The 16,001-nt window shown below is 63.7% G+C and carries 10 protein-coding genes, 1 tRNA gene and 1 pseudogene; 2 read left to right on the top strand and 10 right to left on the bottom strand.

All coding sequences use genetic code 11. The features are described 5' to 3' along the window. Positions 1 to 199: 199 nt before the first annotated feature. The 4 genes from murC to murD all read right to left on the bottom strand — a co-directional run bounded on the left by murC (position 200) and on the right by murD (position 5,404). Entirely contained in the window at positions 200 to 1,624 is a 1,425-nt protein-coding gene (gene murC, locus LV82_RS10005; protein WP_104071320.1) for a UDP-N-acetylmuramate--L-alanine ligase, read from the bottom strand. Then, positions 1,621 to 2,718 (bottom strand): UDP-N-acetylglucosamine--N-acetylmuramyl-(pentapeptide) pyrophosphoryl-undecaprenol N-acetylglucosamine transferase, encoded by a 1,098-nt coding sequence (locus LV82_RS10000; RefSeq protein ID WP_104071318.1) that lies wholly within the window; start codon positions 2,716 to 2,718, stop codon positions 1,621 to 1,623. Before LV82_RS10000 ends, murC begins: the two co-directional genes overlap by 4 nt. Continuing rightward, positions 2,718 to 3,884: a peptidoglycan glycosyltransferase FtsW gene (locus tag LV82_RS09995; RefSeq protein WP_104071317.1), complete on the bottom strand. Its 1,167-nt coding sequence runs from the start codon at positions 3,882 to 3,884 to the stop codon at positions 2,718 to 2,720. The genes LV82_RS10000 and LV82_RS09995 overlap by 1 nt, the downstream gene beginning before the upstream one ends. A 116-nt stretch (positions 3,885 to 4,000) precedes the next feature. Further along, the gene (gene murD / locus LV82_RS09990) at positions 4,001 to 5,404 is read right to left on the bottom strand and encodes a UDP-N-acetylmuramoyl-L-alanine--D-glutamate ligase (protein WP_104071315.1); all 1,404 of its coding nucleotides are present in this window, start codon (positions 5,402 to 5,404) and stop codon (positions 4,001 to 4,003) included. 177 nt (positions 5,405 to 5,581) lie between these two features. On the opposite strand from murD, the gene LV82_RS09985 reads away from it, so the two are divergent. Then, positions 5,582 to 6,010 carry an FKBP-type peptidyl-prolyl cis-trans isomerase gene (locus LV82_RS09985; protein ID WP_104071314.1) on the top strand — a complete coding sequence of 143 codons (429 nt, stop codon included), beginning with the start codon at positions 5,582 to 5,584 and terminating at the stop codon, positions 6,008 to 6,010. A 97-nt stretch (positions 6,011 to 6,107) separates the two neighbouring features. On the opposite strand, the gene rpoD is transcribed toward LV82_RS09985, so the two are convergent. From rpoD to LV82_RS09965, 4 genes are all read right to left on the bottom strand, one after another. Continuing rightward, entirely contained in the window at positions 6,108 to 8,099 is a 1,992-nt protein-coding gene (gene rpoD / locus LV82_RS09980) for an RNA polymerase sigma factor RpoD (RefSeq protein WP_104071312.1), read from the bottom strand. Positions 8,100 to 8,241: 142 nt separating this feature from the next. Beyond that, positions 8,242 to 10,221: a DNA primase gene (gene dnaG / locus LV82_RS09975; RefSeq protein ID WP_104071310.1), complete on the bottom strand. Its 1,980-nt coding sequence runs from the start codon at positions 10,219 to 10,221 to the stop codon at positions 8,242 to 8,244. A gap of 147 nt (positions 10,222 to 10,368) precedes the next feature. Further along, on the bottom strand, positions 10,369 to 12,264 hold the full coding sequence (locus LV82_RS09970) for an acyl-CoA synthetase (protein ID WP_104071309.1): 1,896 nt from the start codon (positions 12,262 to 12,264) through the stop codon (positions 10,369 to 10,371). Positions 12,265 to 12,413: 149 nt separating this feature from the next. Next, positions 12,414 to 14,201, bottom strand: coding sequence for an ABC transporter transmembrane domain-containing protein (locus LV82_RS09965; RefSeq protein WP_104071307.1), 1,788 nt, complete (start codon positions 14,199 to 14,201; stop codon positions 12,414 to 12,416). 142 nt (positions 14,202 to 14,343) lie between these two features. Here LV82_RS09965 and LV82_RS09960 point away from each other — a divergent pair, with 142 nt between their 5' ends. Then, positions 14,344 to 15,339, top strand: coding sequence for a right-handed parallel beta-helix repeat-containing protein (locus tag LV82_RS09960; RefSeq protein WP_104071304.1), 996 nt, complete (start codon positions 14,344 to 14,346; stop codon positions 15,337 to 15,339). A 36-nt stretch (positions 15,340 to 15,375) separates the two neighbouring features. Here LV82_RS09960 and LV82_RS09955 read toward each other — a convergent pair. After that, positions 15,376 to 15,449: transfer RNA gene (locus LV82_RS09955), tRNA-Gly, on the bottom strand. Positions 15,450 to 15,856: 407 nt separating this feature from the next. Next, positions 15,857 to 16,001 (bottom strand): annotated as a pseudogene (locus LV82_RS15135) (IS110 family transposase); the annotation flags it as partial.

The following is a 16,001-nucleotide window of genomic DNA, read 5'->3' as shown; positions in this document are numbered from 1 at the left end:
CCCTCTGCGTTCGGCCTGGCCCACTGCCAAGCTTGGCTAAGCTATGCATGATGCGTCCGCCTTGCGATAGGTCAAATGGGCGCAGAAATCGCGCGGATCAACGCAGACGCATGAACGGGGCGCGACCGAGGCATGCGCCGCCCTGCCGAATGTTCGCTGCAAGATGGGCGCATCGGACACCGTGGTGGAAGACGCCTGCCTATGCCACCTGCTGGTCGGCCAGCCGCTGCGGCAGCGCATTCGCCCAGACCGAGATCGTGCCGGCGCCCAGACAGACGACCATGTCGCCCGGCCTGGCATGCTCGCGCACCAGGCGGGCCAGGTCATCCTCGCTGGCAATCGGATGGACGTTTCGATGCCCGTGGGCGCGCAGGCCGGCCACCAGATCGTCGCGGCTGGCGCCGGGAATCGGGTCTTCGCCCGCCGAATAGACATCGGCGATGCCGACCACATCGGCCTCGTTGAAACAGGTGCAGAAATCCTCGAACAGACTGGAGAGGCGCGTATAGCGGTGGGGCTGGTGCACCGCGATCACACGGCCGCCGGTTGCCTGACGCGCCGCTTTCAGAACGGCCGCGATCTCGACCGGGTGATGACCGTAATCGTCGATGATCGTGACCCCGCCCAGAACCTCGCCGACGCGGGTAAACCGGCGATTGACCCCCGAAAAGCTCGCAAGAGCCTCGCGAATCTCGTCCTGCTTCATGCCCAGATGACGCGCAACCGCGACCGCGGCAAGCGCATTCGAGACGTTGTGATCGCCGGGCATCGGAAGGGTGCAGCCTTCGATCAACGCCCCCTTGCCCTCACCCTGAAGCGCGACGTCGAAATGCGCCACACCGTTTTCATAGCGCAGGTTGACCGCGCGTACATCCGCCTGGGCATTGAAACCATAGGTGATGACGCGCCGGTCCGTGATCTGCCCGACCAGCGACTGAACCTCGGGGTGGTCGGTGCAGCAGACCGCCACGCCATAGAACGGGATGTTCGACACGAAGTCGTGGAACCCCTTGCGTAGCGCATGGAAGCTGCCCCAGTGTTCCAGATGCTCGGGATCGATATTGGTCACGATCGCGATCGTGGCCGGCAGACGGTTGAACGAGCCATCGGATTCGTCAGCCTCGACCACCATCCATTCCCCCGCCCCGGCCCGTGCATTCGATCCATAGGCATGGATGATGCCGCCATTGATGACAGTCGGGTCAAAGCCGCCCTTGTCCAGCATCGTGGCGACCAGGGTCGTCGTCGTGGTCTTGCCATGCGTGCCCGCGATCGCAACGTTCGAACGCATCCGCATCAGCTCGGCCAGCATCTCGGCGCGCCGCACCACGGGCAAGCCCCGCCGACGCGCCTCGATCAGTTCGGGATTGTCCTTCTTGATGGCCGACGAGATCACCACCACCGACACGTCATCGGTGATGTTCTCGGCGCGCTGGCCTTCGAATATGGTCGCGCCCAGGGATTGCAGCCGGTCCGTGATCCTTGACGCCTTGGCGTCCGACCCCTGCACACGGTAGCCCAGCGTCAACAGCACCTCGGCGATACCGGACATGCCGATACCCCCGATCCCGACAAAGTGGATTGGGCCCAGCTCTCCGGGCAGCTTGGTTGCGGCGGCGTTCATGCGGTGTCTTTCGTCGTCAGCGCCTCGACCATCGCGGCCAGGCGTTCGGTTGCATCGGGTATCCCATAGCTCAGCGCGGCATGCGCCATGCGCGTCGCGGCTTGGGGATTGTCAAGGATCGTGCCGACATGCCGCGACAGGGTTTCCGCGTCAAGCAGCGATTCGGGGATCAGGATGGCGGCCTCGGCCTCGACCAGGCCATGGGCATTGGCGGTCTGGTGATCGCCCGCGGCCGCCGCAAAGGGGACCAGGATCGAAGGCCGCCCGATCACCGAGATGTCGGCAACCGAACTTGCCCCCGAACGCGAGATCACAAGCTGCGCATCGGCCAGACGCGCCGCCACATCGTCGAAGAAGGGGCGGACCTCGGCGCGGATGCCCGCCTCGGCATAGGCGGCATCGACGCGCTCGACATCCTCGGGGCGGGCCTGATGGGCGACGCGAATGTTGCGGCGGTGATGGTCGGGCAACAGGGCCAAGGCCGCCGGAACCTGGTCCGACAGGATGCGCGCGCCCTGGCTGCCGCCCATGACCAGAATGCTCATCGGATAGTCCCCGGGCGGGATATAGGGCGCCGCCGCCCGGTCGCGCACGGCCTTGCGCACCGGATTGCCGGTATGGTGCGCCTCGACGCCTTCGGGAATGTCCGTGGGCCAGGTTCCGCAGGCAATCCAGCGCACATGGCGGGCAAACATGCGGTTGACGCGCCCCAGGATGCCGTTCTGTTCATGGATCATTCGCGGCACGCGCAGGATCGTCGCCGCCGCGAGCGCGGGTATCGTTGGGTACCCGCCAAAGCCGATCACGGCATCGGGCCGGTCGCGCAACATGCCCCATGCCGCACCGATCACCCCACCGGCGATGCGCAAAGGCACAAGAAGGCGCTGCGCCACTCCTCCGCGCGCGAAGGTTGCGGCAGAGACCCGCTGCAATTCGACCTCGGCGGGGAAATTGCCGACAAAACGCGCGCCCCGTGCATCGGTGGACAGCCGCACGCGCCATCCGCGCCGGATCATCTCCTCGGCCAGAGCCTGGGCGGGGAACATGTGCCCGCCCGTTCCCCCGGCCGCGATCAGAAGCAGCGGCGCCTTCATCAGCGCCCCCGCTTGATCAGGTGGTCCCCGATCAGCCCTTGGGGCCGGGTCCGCGTCAGCGCCAGCAGCATGCCAAGCGTGATGCCCGAGGCGATCACCGAAGAGCCGCCATAGCTGACAAAGGGTAGCGTCATCCCCTTGGCCGGAAGAAGTCGCACCGCGACGCCCATATTGATCAGCGCCTGAACGCAAAAGATGCAGGCAAGGCCGGTGCCGGCCAGCCGGATGAAGGGGTCACGCTCTTTCACAAGACGCCACAGCGAGCGCACCGCGATCAGGGCGAACAGCGCAATGACAAGAAGAACCAGGATCAGGCCGTATTCCTCGGCCGCAACCGCGATGATGAAGTCGGTATGAGCATCGGGGAGCGACCATTTCACCGTGCCCTCACCCACCCCGACACCGAAAAATCCGCCCTCACGGATGGCGTTGGTTGCAAACCCGATCTGTGTACGAGGGTCGATTTCGGCACTCAGGAACCCGTCGATGCGACGGGCGAAATGTTCCGAGCTTTCATAGGCGAAGATGCCTGCGGCCACCACCATGCCGCCGATCATCGTCAGAAGCGCGATCGGCGCACCGCCGACGAAATACATCACGCCCCAGGCAAACAGGATCAGGCAGGCCTGTCCGAAATCGGGTTGCAGCGCCAGAAGAAGCGCGATGATACCCGTCATGACAAACGAATATAGCCGTCCGGGCGGGCCATTGATCTCCATCGCCGCAGCCATCAGCCAGGCCGTCATGATGACGAAACCGGGCTTGAGGAATTCTGACGGCTGGAAGCTGCCAAATCCCAGAGAATACCAGCGCACCGCCCCCTTGCCAAAGTCGGTGCCAAAGACAGGCAGAAGGGTCAGCGCGACGAAGGCGCCCAGAAAGCCGATCACGCCGATCCGCCGGATCGTCGCAGGCGACTGCATCGACAGCCACAGCATCACGCACAACGCCACCCCGCCAAACAGGCCCTGGCGCTTGACATAGTAAAAGGGCTCCAGACCATTGCGCTCGGCCAGAGGGACCGAGGCTGCGAGCCCCAGCAGCATTCCGATAGCGAAAAGCGCAAGCACGGCGGCCAGCGTCCATTTGTCGAGCGTACGCCACCATTTCGGTAGAACCGGCTCTGCGGCCCGGACGGGAACCGAGCCATAGACCATTTCAGTCATGGGATACTGCCTTCACTGCCTCAGCCTGCCCGTTTTCCGGGTCTGGGTACGAGTCTAGCGAAGATGGGACAACAATGCCAGAGAATTGCCCGATGCGCCGCGTCTGCCGGCGGCGTTCAGCCATCCAGAAGCTTCTGCACCAGCCGCGTGAAGTCCTCGCCACGCTTCTCGAAGTTCGGATACTGGTCGAATGACGCCGCTGCGGGCGCAAGCAGCACGACCTCTCCGGGCTGGGCATCGGCGGCGGCCCGGGCGACGGCGCGCTCCATGGTCTCGCAGATCTCGTGCGGCGTCTCGCCAATCTCGAGCGCGAAATCGCGCGCGGAATGGCCAATCAGATAGGCCTTCACGACCGACCCAAGATGGGGGCGCAGGGCGCCGATGCCACCTTCCTTGCCCAGCCCCCCGGCGATCCAGCGGATCCTTGGGAACGCCTGCAAGGCCCGTGCCGCGCTGTCCACATTGGTGGCCTTCGAATCATTGATGAACAGTACGCCGTCGCGTTCGCCGATCAGCTGGCTGCGGTGCGGCAGCCCCGCAAAGCTGTGCAGCGCCCGTTCGATCAGGCGCGGCGCAAGGCCCAGACAGCGCGCCGCAGCATAGGCCGCGCAGGCGTTCTGATGGTTGTGCGCCCCCGGCAAGCCACGGATCCCGCGCAGGTCGATCGAGGCGACCTGGCGGCCCTTTCGCCATTCCGACAGAAATCCGCGCCGCGCAAAAACGGTCCACCCGGCGCCGTCGAGCTTCTGCACGGCCGATACGCGGATCACGCGGTCATCGCCCGGCCCCTGCGACAATTGATTGGCCAGGAACTGGCCCTCGACCTCATCCACGCCGATGATCGCGCGATCCGGGCCCCCTTCGGAAAAGAGGCGGCGCTTTGCCGCGAAATAGCCGCCCAGCCCCGCGTGACGGTCAAGATGGTCGGGCGACAGGTTCGTGAACACGGCTATGTCGGGCGTCAGGGCGCGGGCAAGTTCGGTCTGATATGAGGAAAGCTCGAGAACGACTACTTCGCCCTCGCGGGCGGGGTCGAGATCCAGCACGCCGCGCCCGATATTCCCGGCCATCTGCGTCGGCCGGCCGGCCTCTTTCAGGATGTGATGGATCAGCGCCGTCGTGGTGGACTTGCCATTCGAACCGGTGACGGCCACGACGCGCGGCGTCGGGTCCATGTCGTCCCAGGCCTCGGTCGACCATGACCGGAAGAACAGGCCGATATCGTTGTCGATCGGCACGCCCGCCGCCATCGCACGGGCGATCAGGCGATGAGGTTCGGGATAGAGGTGTGGAATTCCGGGCGACACGATCAGGGCCGCCATGTCGTGCCAGACATCGGCGCGCGTCAGGTCCGTCATGTCGAAACCCTGCGACTCGGCCCGTGCGCGCGATTCGGGGCTGTCGTCCCAAAGGCGGGGAATGGCCCCGCCGGCGGCAAGGGCGCGGGCAGTCGCCAAGCCCGACCGTCCAAGCCCCAGAACACCCACCTTGCGCCCTTCATATCCACGCACCGGAATCATGCCGTCGTCCCCCTGTTAGGCCGGATCGCGCGCGACAATGCCGCGCGGGCCGTCCGGGCGCAAGATCGCGGACTTTACCGCAACAGCCAAAAAGGCTAGACTGGAAAGACGTGAGCACCCGTGACGTGAAGGACGCGCGGCCTCGAAATCCACCCAAGACATCACCGAAAGGATAACATGACCCAAGTCAAGACGGGCGACACCGTGCGCATTCACTATCGCGGCACGCTGGACGACGGCACCCAATTCGACAGCTCCGAGGGACGCGAGCCGCTGGAGTTCACGGTCGGGTCGGGGCAGATCATCCCCGGTCTGGATCAGGCGCTGCCTGGCATGACCGTTGGCGAGAAGAAGACCGTTTCCGTCGCCCCCGAGGACGCCTATGGCCCGCACAACCCGGCGGCACGTCAGGCGATCCCGCGCGAACACATTCCGGCCGACATTCCCCTGGAAGTCGGGCTTGCCCTGCAGATGCGCACCCCCGACGGGCGCGCGGTTCCCGTGACCGTGGTCGAGATCACCGACGACACCGTGACGCTGGACGCCAACCATCCGCTGGCCGGACAGAACCTGAATTTCGATATCGAGCTGGTGGAAATCGCCTGAGTCCGACCTGTTGGCTATCCCTTCGCGGGAAGTCCCGAAATGACGAACGCCGCCACGGAAGCCCCGCGGCGGCGTTTTTCTTTGCGCGATCCCGGCGTTACTGATCGAGGAAGCTGCGCAGCTTGCGAGAGCGGCTCGGGTGCTTCAGCTTGCGCAGGGCCTTGGCCTCGATCTGGCGGATGCGTTCGCGGGTGACGTTGAACTGCTGGCCGACCTCTTCCAGCGTGTGATCGGTGTTCATGCCGATGCCGAAACGCATCCGCAGAACCCGTTCCTCGCGCGGGGTCAGGCTGGCCAGGACCCGTGTGGTGGTTTCCTTCAGGTTTTCCTGAATGGCGCTGTCCAGAGGCAGGACGGCGTTCTTGTCCTCGATGAAATCGCCAAGCTGGCTGTCCTCCTCGTCCCCGATCGGGGTTTCGAGGCTGATCGGCTCCTTGGCGATCTTCATCACCTTGCGGACCTTTTCCAGCGGCATCTGCAGCTTCTCGGCCAGCTCTTCGGGTGTGGGCTCGCGGCCGATTTCGTGCAGCATCTGGCGACCCGTGCGCACCAGCTTGTTGATCGTCTCGATCATGTGCACCGGAATGCGGATGGTGCGCGCCTGATCGGCGATCGAACGCGTGATCGCCTGGCGGATCCACCAGGTCGCGTAGGTCGAGAACTTGTAGCCGCGGCGGTATTCGAACTTGTCCACCGCCTTCATCAGGCCGATATTGCCTTCCTGGATCAGGTCCAGGAACTGAAGGCCGCGGTTGGTGTATTTCTTGGCGATCGAGATCACCAGCCGCAGGTTGGCCTCGACCATTTCCTTCTTGGCCTGGCGGGCTTCCTTTTCGCCCTTCTGGACCTGGGCGACGATGCGGCGGAATTCCCCGATATCGACGCCGACATACTGGCCGACCCGGGCCATCTCGTTGCGCAGCTCCTCGATCTTGTCGCGATATTTCTCGACGAAGGTCTGCCAGCCACGCCCCTTGTTCTCGGCCATGCGGTCCAGCCAGGTCGGATCCAGCTCGTATCCACGGTAGGCTTCGATGAATTCGCGCCGGTTGATCCGCGCCTGATCGGCCAGCTTCACCATCTGGCTGTCGATCTGCATGATCTTGCGGTTGATGCCATAGAGCTGGTCCATCAACGCTTCGATACGGTTGTTGTGCAGATGCAGTTCGTTGACCATCTGCACGATTTCCGTGCGAAGCTTCTGATAGGCCGTCTCGTCGGCGATCGAGAAGCTGTTGTCCTCGTTCAGCGTTGCCGACATCCGCTGATCCTGCATCTGCGACAGCCGCGCATAGGCGTCGGCGATGCGATCCAGGATTTCCAGAACCCGCGGCTTCAGCGAGGCTTCCATCGCTGCGATCGACATGTTCGCGGCTTCGTCATCCTCGTCATCGTCCTCGCTTGACGCGATGGGATTGCCGTCGGCATCCAGTTCGGGGCTCTTGGCCTTGGGCGCCCCCCCTGCTGCTGTTGCCGAAGGCATGCCCGCAACGACGGCGATGTCGTCGCCCTCGGCATCATCCTCCAGCGACCGGGCATAGCTGGTTTCCAGGTCGATCACGTCGCGCAGCAGGATCTCTTCGTTCAGAAGCTCGTCGCGCCAGATCGTGATCGCCTGGAACGTCAGCGGGCTTTCGCACAGGCCCGCGATCATCGTATTGCGACCGGCCTCGATCCGTTTGGCGATGGCGATTTCGCCTTCACGCGACAGAAGCTCGACCGATCCCATCTCGCGCAGATACATGCGCACCGGATCATCGGTGCGGTCCAGCGTTTCGGTCTGGGTGGTTGCGACGGTCAGTTCGCGCGACGAAGAGGTTTCGACCAAATCGCCGACAGATTCTTCTTCCTCGGCTTCCTCATCCTCGACGATGTTGATGCCCATTTCGGACAGCATCGACATCACTTCCTCGATCTGGTCCGAGGAGACCTGGTCCGAGGGAAGAACCTGGTTCAGCTGGTCATAGGTGATATAGCCGCGTTCCTTGGCCTCGGCGATCATCTTCCTGACCGCCGCCTGGCTCATGTCCAACGCGATCTCGGTTTCCTCGGTCTCCGGCTTGCGATCGTCGGTATCCTTGGCGGCCATGGGCGTTCCTTCCGTCTGGGCGAATCGCTGCGCAGTGCGAATCGTTTCAAATGTATTATCGAATCACGAAACCGAATCACAGGCCCTGCAATCTGACCCGATTCGGACGATCCCGTATCGCGGCGCCGACCGCCGCGCGAATTCAGCGTTTCTTCTTGATCTCCGAGGCCTTTTCGACCAGTTCCTGCAGCCAGTTCGACATCGCGGCGCGGTCTTCCCCCAGATCGCTGTCATCATCCAGCCGAGTGCGCCCCGCGCGGTTGCGCGCATCCACGGCCTGCGACAATCTCCAGGTCAGACCCTCGTTCGCCAGCGACTCGATATCCTCGACCGCTTCAGCAAGCTCCTCCTCTGCCCCCCTGCGCGCCTCCAGCTTGGCCAGTTCCTCGGCAAGGCACATCGCGGCCAGTTCATCGTCCCAGGCCTTGCGCACGGGTGGGGCGGTGCGGATGTAGGGAAGGCTCATCAGCTTTTCAAGATCGGCGCCGACCTCCTTCATCAGCCTGTCACGAAGATCTTCGCCCCCCACTCCGGCCCGCACCGCAGCAAGAAGCGCATTCCGCAGCCTGTCATGCCCGGCTGCGCGCAGTTCGACATCCGCAAGCTCGGTCTCGAAACGCTCGACACAGGATGGATGCGTCAACGCGATGGCAAGGATCATGGCTTCGCGCAGGTAATCCTCGATCGGCTGGTCCGAGGCCCTTGCCAGTAGCGAATTCCGGGTTTCCGGCAGGGGGGCAACCGGAATGAACGGCGCCCGCCCTGCCCGACGCTCGCCGGGCTGCGCCGGTTGCCAGCCCCCGGCCCTGCCGGCGCGGCCCGGTCCGCCCGATCGCGCCACACCAAAGAGTTCCTGGCGCAGGCGTTTGAACTCTTCACCGTAATGGGTTCGGATCGACGGATCCTTGATTCGGCGCAAAAGCTCGCGCAGGGACTTGTCCAGCGCGGCGCGGCGTTCGGGACTGTCGAGAACCCGCCCTTCGGTCTCGCGCTGCCACAACAGATCGATCATGGGCCGCGCCTCGGCCAGCAGCCGGGCCATCGCCTCACGCCCCTGTGCGCGGATCAGGTCATCGGGATCCATTCCTTCGGGCAACATGACGAAACGCAGGCTCAGCCCGGCTTCGAGCATGGGCAACGCAAGGTCGATCAGACGATGCGCGGCACGCTGGCCGGCAGTGTCACCGTCCAGCATGACCACCGGCTCGGGATGGATACGCCAGATCATGCGCAGCTGGTCTTCGGTGATCGCGGTGCCAAGGGGCGCCACGGCGGCTTCGAAGCCCGCGCCGACCAGCGCAATGACATCCATATAGCCTTCGACCACGATCAGTTGCTGTCCTCGGCCCGCGGCCTCTCGCGCTGGGCCGTGGTTGAACAGGCTGCGCCCCTTGTCGAACAGCTCTGTCTCGGGCGAATTCAGATACTTGGCGCGCGCATTCGGATCCATCGCGCGGCCGCCAAAGGCAATGCAGCGCCCGCGCGCATCGCGAATGGGAAAGACGATGCGATTGCGAAACCGGTCATAGGGCTGACCACCATCGTCCGGCCGGGCGCAGAGACCCGCGGCGACAAGGTGATCCGCCGGAATGCCGCGTCCGGTGAGCGCCTGGAACAGGGCCTGACGGCCATCGGGGGCGAAACCGATCTCGAAGCGATCCTGCATCGACTGGCTCAACCCGCGCCGGGACAGATAATCGCGCGCCTCGGCGCCCGCGCCGGTGGACAACTGCAAGCGGAACCATCGTACGGCTTCGTCCATCACGCGCGCAAGTTCGCTGCGCCGGTCGGCCCGCTCGGCAGCCTTCGGGTCCTGTGCGGGCATCGTCATGCCGGCTTCGCGCGCCAGGGTCTCGACCGCCTCCATGAAGGACATGTTCTCGGCGTCCTTCAGGAATCCGATCGCATCGCCCTTCGCATGGCAGCCAAAGCAGTAATAGAAGCCCTTGCGGTCATCGACGTGGAACGATGCCGTCTTTTCCTGATGGAACGGACATGGCGCCCACCAGTCACCCTTGGCCTGGTTGGACTTGCGCATGTCCCAAATGACCTTGCGCCCCACGATCTGGCTAAGCGTGGTGCGGGCGCGCAATTCTTCCAGAAATCCGGGCGGCAGACTCATCGGCCGAATATCGTGCCTCGGGCGTACCGCGGCAAGTAAGAAAGCATCGGAAAGGTCGCACGGGCGCCCGGATTGACGCCGCGCCACATGAACAGGAAGACGCGCCGGGCAGAGCCTCGGCGCGCCTCCGATCCATCTCGGGTCTGCTCAGTCAGCCCATTCCCATGGCCGCGTGAATTCGCCCAGCTTGTGGGCAAGCGCCTCTTCATCGACCTCGCCGGTGCGGCACAGCCGCGCGGTCAGGCCCCGCTTCTTGTCGTCGATGACCTCGGCCACCTCGACATTGAAGCCCGCGGCCTTCAGCACCTCGTCATAGACACGCTTGATCGCCAGTTTTCTCAGATCGGGCTTGAAGACCTTGCCCACGGCGGTCTTCGGCAGTTCGGGCAGGATCTCGATATGCTTGGGGATCGCGGCGCGTTCGTGGATATGTTCGCGCGCGAAGTCCATCAGCTCTTCCGCAGTGACCTTGGCCCCTTCGACCAGTTCGACATAGGCGCAGGGCAGCTCGCCGGCAAAGGAATCCGGCTGTCCGATCGCGCCGACAAAGGCCACCGCCGGATGCGCCATCAGCGCCTCTTCGATGATCGCGGGATCGATGTTGTGGCCACCCCGGATGATCAGGTCCTTCGCACGGCCGGTGATCCACAGATAGCCGTCCGAGTCGATCCGGCCCAGATCGCCCGTGCGCAGGTACCGCCCTTCCGAGAACAGGTTGTGGTTCTTGTCTTCCTCGGTATAGGTCGAGCCCTCGAACACGCCGGGATTGGAGACGCAGATCTCGCCCACCTCGTCCACGCCGCATTCGCGCACCACATTGCCCGCATCGTCATGGTGCAGGATGCGCACATGGCAATAGGGCAGCGGGATGCCCACCGAACCGACCTTCTTGTGCCCGTCCACGGGATTGCACGAGACAAGGCAGGTCGCCTCGGTCAGGCCATAGCCCTCGGCGATCTGGACGCCCGTTGCATCCTCGAACCGCTTGTAGAGCTCCAGAGGCAGCGGCGCCGAGCCCGACAGCGCGATCTTCAGCGAGGACACATCCGCATCGACCGGGCGCTGCATCAGTGCCGCGATGGCGGTCGGCACGGTGATCAGGAATGTCACGCGCCAGCGTTCGATCAGCTTCCAGAAATTGTCGAAGACGCCCTCTCCGCGATAGCCCGCGGGCGTCGGCATGACCATGTGCGCACCGCTGGCGATCACCGACATCAGAACCGGATAGGCCGCGAAGACGTGGAACAGCGGCAGCGGGCACAGCAGAACGTCGTTTTCGTCGAACAGCAGACGTCCACCCAGCCAGCCGTTGTAGATCATGCCCGAATACTTGTGCTGGGCAACCTTGGGCATACCGGTCGTCCCGCCGGTGTGGAAATAGGCCGCGACGCGGTCGCCCTTGCTATCCTCGAAGGTCAGGTGGTCGGCCGGCTGGCGCGCGCATTCCGCGTTGAAGTCCAGGATCTTCGCGCCATGTTCGATTTTGACCTTGGGCCGGATCAGCGGCACGATCCAGCTTTTCGGCGGGCTCAGATAGTGGTTCAGATCGACCTCGAGGATCGTCTTGACGTTTGGCGCAAGCTTGACGGCCTCATGCGCCTTCTGCGGCACATCCGTCTTAGGAAACGGCTTGAGCGTGACCAGGACCTTGGCGCCGGTCTCGCGCAGGATCGCCGCGATCTGCTCGGGCTCCAGCAGCGGGTTGATCGGGTTGACGATGCCCGCGATCGCCCCTCCAAGCAGGGTGACGACGGTTTCATTGCTGTTTGGCAACAGATAGGCGACGACGTCCTTCTCTCCGATGCCCAGCGAACGGAAAAGGTTGGCCGCCTGAGTCACGCGGCCCATCAGCTGCGCCCAAGTCAGGGTCTCGGCCTTCGACTTCGGATCGGACAGGATCTGAAAGCTTACGGCCGGACGATCGGGCACCCGATCGACAGTGCGCTTGATGAACTGATACAGCGTGACGGGCAGATCGCGCTGCTCGTACGGCATTTCCCTCTCGATCGCGTCACGATCCGCGACGCCTTCGAATCTTCCCATGATGTCCTCCCCAGACGGACGGGCCGCGCATTGTCGGCCAGCAATTCTTCCCTGGAACCAAGATGCTGGGAACGCCGGAAAGGGGCAAGACGATCGGCGACATTCGGACGCAGCGTAAGAAGCGTAAGAATGGCCAACCGGGCCGGCATCTATTCCGCGGCCATGCCTTCGGTGAATTGAAGACGCGCAAGGCGTGCATACAGACCGCCCTCCGCAACCAGGGCGTCATGTGTTCCGCTGGCCACGATCCGGCCGTGATCCAGGACAACGATCCTGTCGGCGCGCTTCACGGTTGCAAGCCGATGCGCAATCACCAGGGTCGTGCGGCCTTCCGAGACGGTCTCGATCGCCTGCTGAACGGCGCGCTCGCTTTCTGCGTCCAAGGCCGAGGTCGCTTCGTCCAGCAGCAGGACGGGCGCATCGCGCAGGATGGCGCGCGCAATCGCGATGCGCTGCTTCTGTCCGCCCGAAAGCATCACGCCCCGCTCACCCAGGTAAGTGTCATACCCTTCGGGAAGGGCCGTGATGAAGTCATGCGCCGCAGCAGCGCGGGCCGCGGCCTCGATTTCCTCGTCCGTTGCGTCAGGACGGCCAAAGCGGATGTTTTCCCGCGCACTGGCAGCAAAGATCACCGGGTCCTGCGGCACCAGCGCCATATGGCGACGCAGCTCTGATCGGGGGACTTCGGCGATGTTCACGCCGTCCAGCAGGATGCGCCCCTTCTCGGGATCATAGAAGCGCAGAAGCAGTTGCAGGATCGTCGTCTTGCCCGCCCCGGACGGCCCCACCAGGGCAACCGTCTCGCCGGGCGAGACATGCAGATCAACCCCGTCCAGAGCCGATTGCTCGGGCCGGCTGGGATAGTGGAAACTGACGCCCTCGAAAAGGATGTCACCCTGAACCGGCTGGGGCAGATGCCGCGGTCTTTCAGGATCGCGCACCGTGTCTGCGATGTGCAAGAGTTCGATCAGCCGCTCGGCCGCGCCGGCCGCACGCTGCAACTCGCCCCAGATCTCGGACAGGGCTGCGACCGACCCCGCGACCATGATCGCGTAGATGACGAACTGAACCAGCTCGCCTGGGGTCATCGCGCCCGCCCGCACGTCATGAGCGCCGATCCACAAGACACCCACGACGCCCGCGAAGACAAGAAAGATGACGGCCACGGTCATGATCGCGCGCGTCAGGATCCGGGCCTTGGCCGACAGGAACGCCTGTTCGGTGACCCGGCCGAATTCGGCCCTGCTGCGGTCCTCATGCGTGAATGCCTGAACAATCTGGACCGACTGGAGCGCCTCGGCCGCGGCATGAGAGGAAGCCGCGATCCAGTCCTGGTTTTCGCGCGACAGGCGACGCAGGCGCCGCCCCTGCGTGATGATCGGCACAAGCACCAGCGGCACGATCAACAGGACCAGGCCGGTAAGCTTGGGCGATGTCAGCAGCATCAGGGCCAGCCCGCCGATCATGATCAGCACGTTCCGCAATGCGACCGAAATCGACGAGCCGATGACCGACAGAATCAGCGTCGTATCGGTCGTGATCCGGCTGACGACCTCGCCCGTCATCAGACGTTCATAGAAGGCCGGGCTCATGCCGATGACACGATCAAAGACGGCGCGGCGGATATCGGCGACGACGCGTTCGCCAAGCCGGGTTACAAGATAATAACGCGCGCCCGTTCCAAGCGCGAGAAGCGCCGCGATGGCAAGAGCGCCGGCGAAATAGCTGTCCAACAGCTCTGCCCCGGCCGAGAAACCGTCCACGACACGCCGCACCGCGATCGGCAGGATGAGCGAAATCGACGCGGTAAGCACAAGCGCGAGAAGCGAGAGCGCAACCAACCCGCGATAGGGGGCAATGAACGGCCACAATCCAGCCAGTGCGCCAATGCGTTTGGATGCCGCGCGATCCTCGACGGTCTGTGTCTGACGTGCCATCTTGCCTCCGTTGTCTCGGGCTTTCGTTTAGGCCCGCGCACGACACTGGGCAAGCGGCAAGAGGTCACGGGCCCGAAATGGACACGCTTGGTCAAATCGACGCCATGCCCTAGGCTGGTACCAAGCAGCGAAAAGGCAACCCATGACCGAAGTCGTTACCACGCGAACCGAGCTCCTCGAGCGCCTGGCCGATGCGCGCGCGGGCCAGACGCTTCTGCTCTCGGGTCGTTTCGGCTCGGTCCGGCTCAGGAACATCAATGTTCCAGGCGGCGTGACCCTTGCCGCGGCCGAGCCGGGATCGGCCCATTTCGAGCGTATCGAAATCAGCCGCTGTTCGCGGCTGACCCTTTCGGGTCTTCACTTGTGGCCAGGCGCTCCCGTGGAAAGGAGCCGTGCAAAACTTTACCTCATCACCGCGGACGCGCGCAGTTCGAACATCGAGGTCGAGGGCTGCCTGTTCCGCGGCCGCGAGGACAGCGACCGGTTTGCCTACTGGAGCAAGGAAGACTGGAACGCGGCAAAGATCGGCGGCGCGTTCCTGCGAGGCCCTCATGGCGTGATACGCAACAATGTGGCAATCGGCGTGAATTTCGGATTCAACGTGATAGGGGCCAGCTCGGAACTGTTTGCAAACCGCGTTTTCGGATTTTCCGGCGATGGATTGCGCGTCTCGGCAGACAACTGCGTTGTCATCGGCAACCGGGTTACCGATGCCGTACAGATTGATGGCAATCACCCTGATGGATTTCAATCTTTCAAGACCAGCGGGCTGCTGAACGGGTTGGTCGTGAAGGACAACACAATCCTGGAGTGGACGGTACGGCCGGTAAACCCCCTGCGGACCCGGCTGCAGGGCATCAGCCTGCACGATGGGCCCTATGCCAATGTGGTCATACGGGACAATTCGGTTGCCTGTTCCAGCCCGAATGGAATTCGCGTCAATGCCGTGACGGATGTCGAGATCGTTGGAAATCGCGTACGCCATATCGACAGAAAACCCGGCAAGGACCCAAAGATACGTGTCACGAACTGCTCGGGCACGATCATTGTCACCGACAACCAGGCCGAAAAGTTCATCCTGCCGCGCAACGTGACGGCAGCGCGAAATCGCAGACCCGATTACCGCGTCGAGTACTGAGACCGACGCAACCCCATGAGAGGACATTCAGGGGGTTGGAGCGGGCGGCGGGAATCGAACCCGCGTCATCAGCTTGGAAGGCTGAGGTCTTACCACTACACAACGCCCGCAATACGCGCCCTAGCTAGTCAAGTCGACCGCAAACGTCAAGTAGTGGATTCGAGATACCTTCCGGTCTGAACCGGTGAACCGATGCGGTGGATGCCCCCACCAACGGCATCTTGTATGCCATGACGTGTGTGGATGCCTCCTGTTTGGCAAGCGTTTCTTGAGGTCTCGGCAGGGTCTTCGATCGGACGTGTGTCAGGCCTCTGAGCGTGGCCTTCTTTTGACGCCACGGGCCGGTATGCTGTTCGGAAGGCTGGGATCACATCGGTTCAGAGAGCTGCAAGCGCTCGAGCCCCGGGTCTGATTGTCCCTGCCTTGAACTTCGAAGTCCGTGTCGCCTACTCCTCGTCGATCGCTCGCCCTGGCCTTGCGGCCATGTCGTGTCTTCGTCCCTTCGTCGGGGCTCAGGTCACGCCATCCGATAATCTTCCTGCTTTGTCGTCACGGCCCAGATCATGCGCGCCATCTTGTTCGCCAGCGCAACGGCGGCGACCATCTTCGGTTTTCGCGCCACAAGCGCGGCCAGCCAGCGGTTCTCGCTGCCACCTTTGCGG

Origin of the sequence: Albidovulum inexpectatum (assembly GCF_002927635.1) — a bacterium.
Lineage (GTDB): Bacteria > Pseudomonadota > Alphaproteobacteria > Rhodobacterales > Rhodobacteraceae > Albidovulum > Albidovulum inexpectatum.
This window is presented reverse-complemented; position numbering and strand designations above follow the sequence as displayed.

Bases quoted from the DNA above. Each gene is read 5' to 3' on its own strand.
- murC (WP_104071320.1), bottom strand. From the start codon at position 1,624: ATGAACGCCGCCGCAACCAAGCTGCCCGGAGAGCTGGGCCCAATCCAC.
- LV82_RS10000 (WP_104071318.1), bottom strand. From the start codon at position 2,718: ATGAAGGCGCCGCTGCTTCTGATCGCGGCCGGGGGAACGGGCGGGCAC.
- LV82_RS09995 (WP_104071317.1), bottom strand. From the start codon at position 3,884: ATGACTGAAATGGTCTATGGCTCGGTTCCCGTCCGGGCCGCAGAGCCG.
- murD (WP_104071315.1), bottom strand. From the start codon at position 5,404: ATGATTCCGGTGCGTGGATATGAAGGGCGCAAGGTGGGTGTTCTGGGG.
- LV82_RS09985 (WP_104071314.1), top strand. From the start codon at position 5,582: ATGACCCAAGTCAAGACGGGCGACACCGTGCGCATTCACTATCGCGGC.
- rpoD (WP_104071312.1), bottom strand. From the start codon at position 8,099: ATGGCCGCCAAGGATACCGACGATCGCAAGCCGGAGACCGAGGAAACC.
- dnaG (WP_104071310.1), bottom strand. From the start codon at position 10,221: ATGAGTCTGCCGCCCGGATTTCTGGAAGAATTGCGCGCCCGCACCACG.
- LV82_RS09970 (WP_104071309.1), bottom strand. From the start codon at position 12,264: ATGGGAAGATTCGAAGGCGTCGCGGATCGTGACGCGATCGAGAGGGAA.
- LV82_RS09965 (WP_104071307.1), bottom strand. From the start codon at position 14,201: ATGGCACGTCAGACACAGACCGTCGAGGATCGCGCGGCATCCAAACGC.
- LV82_RS09960 (WP_104071304.1), top strand. From the start codon at position 14,344: ATGACCGAAGTCGTTACCACGCGAACCGAGCTCCTCGAGCGCCTGGCC.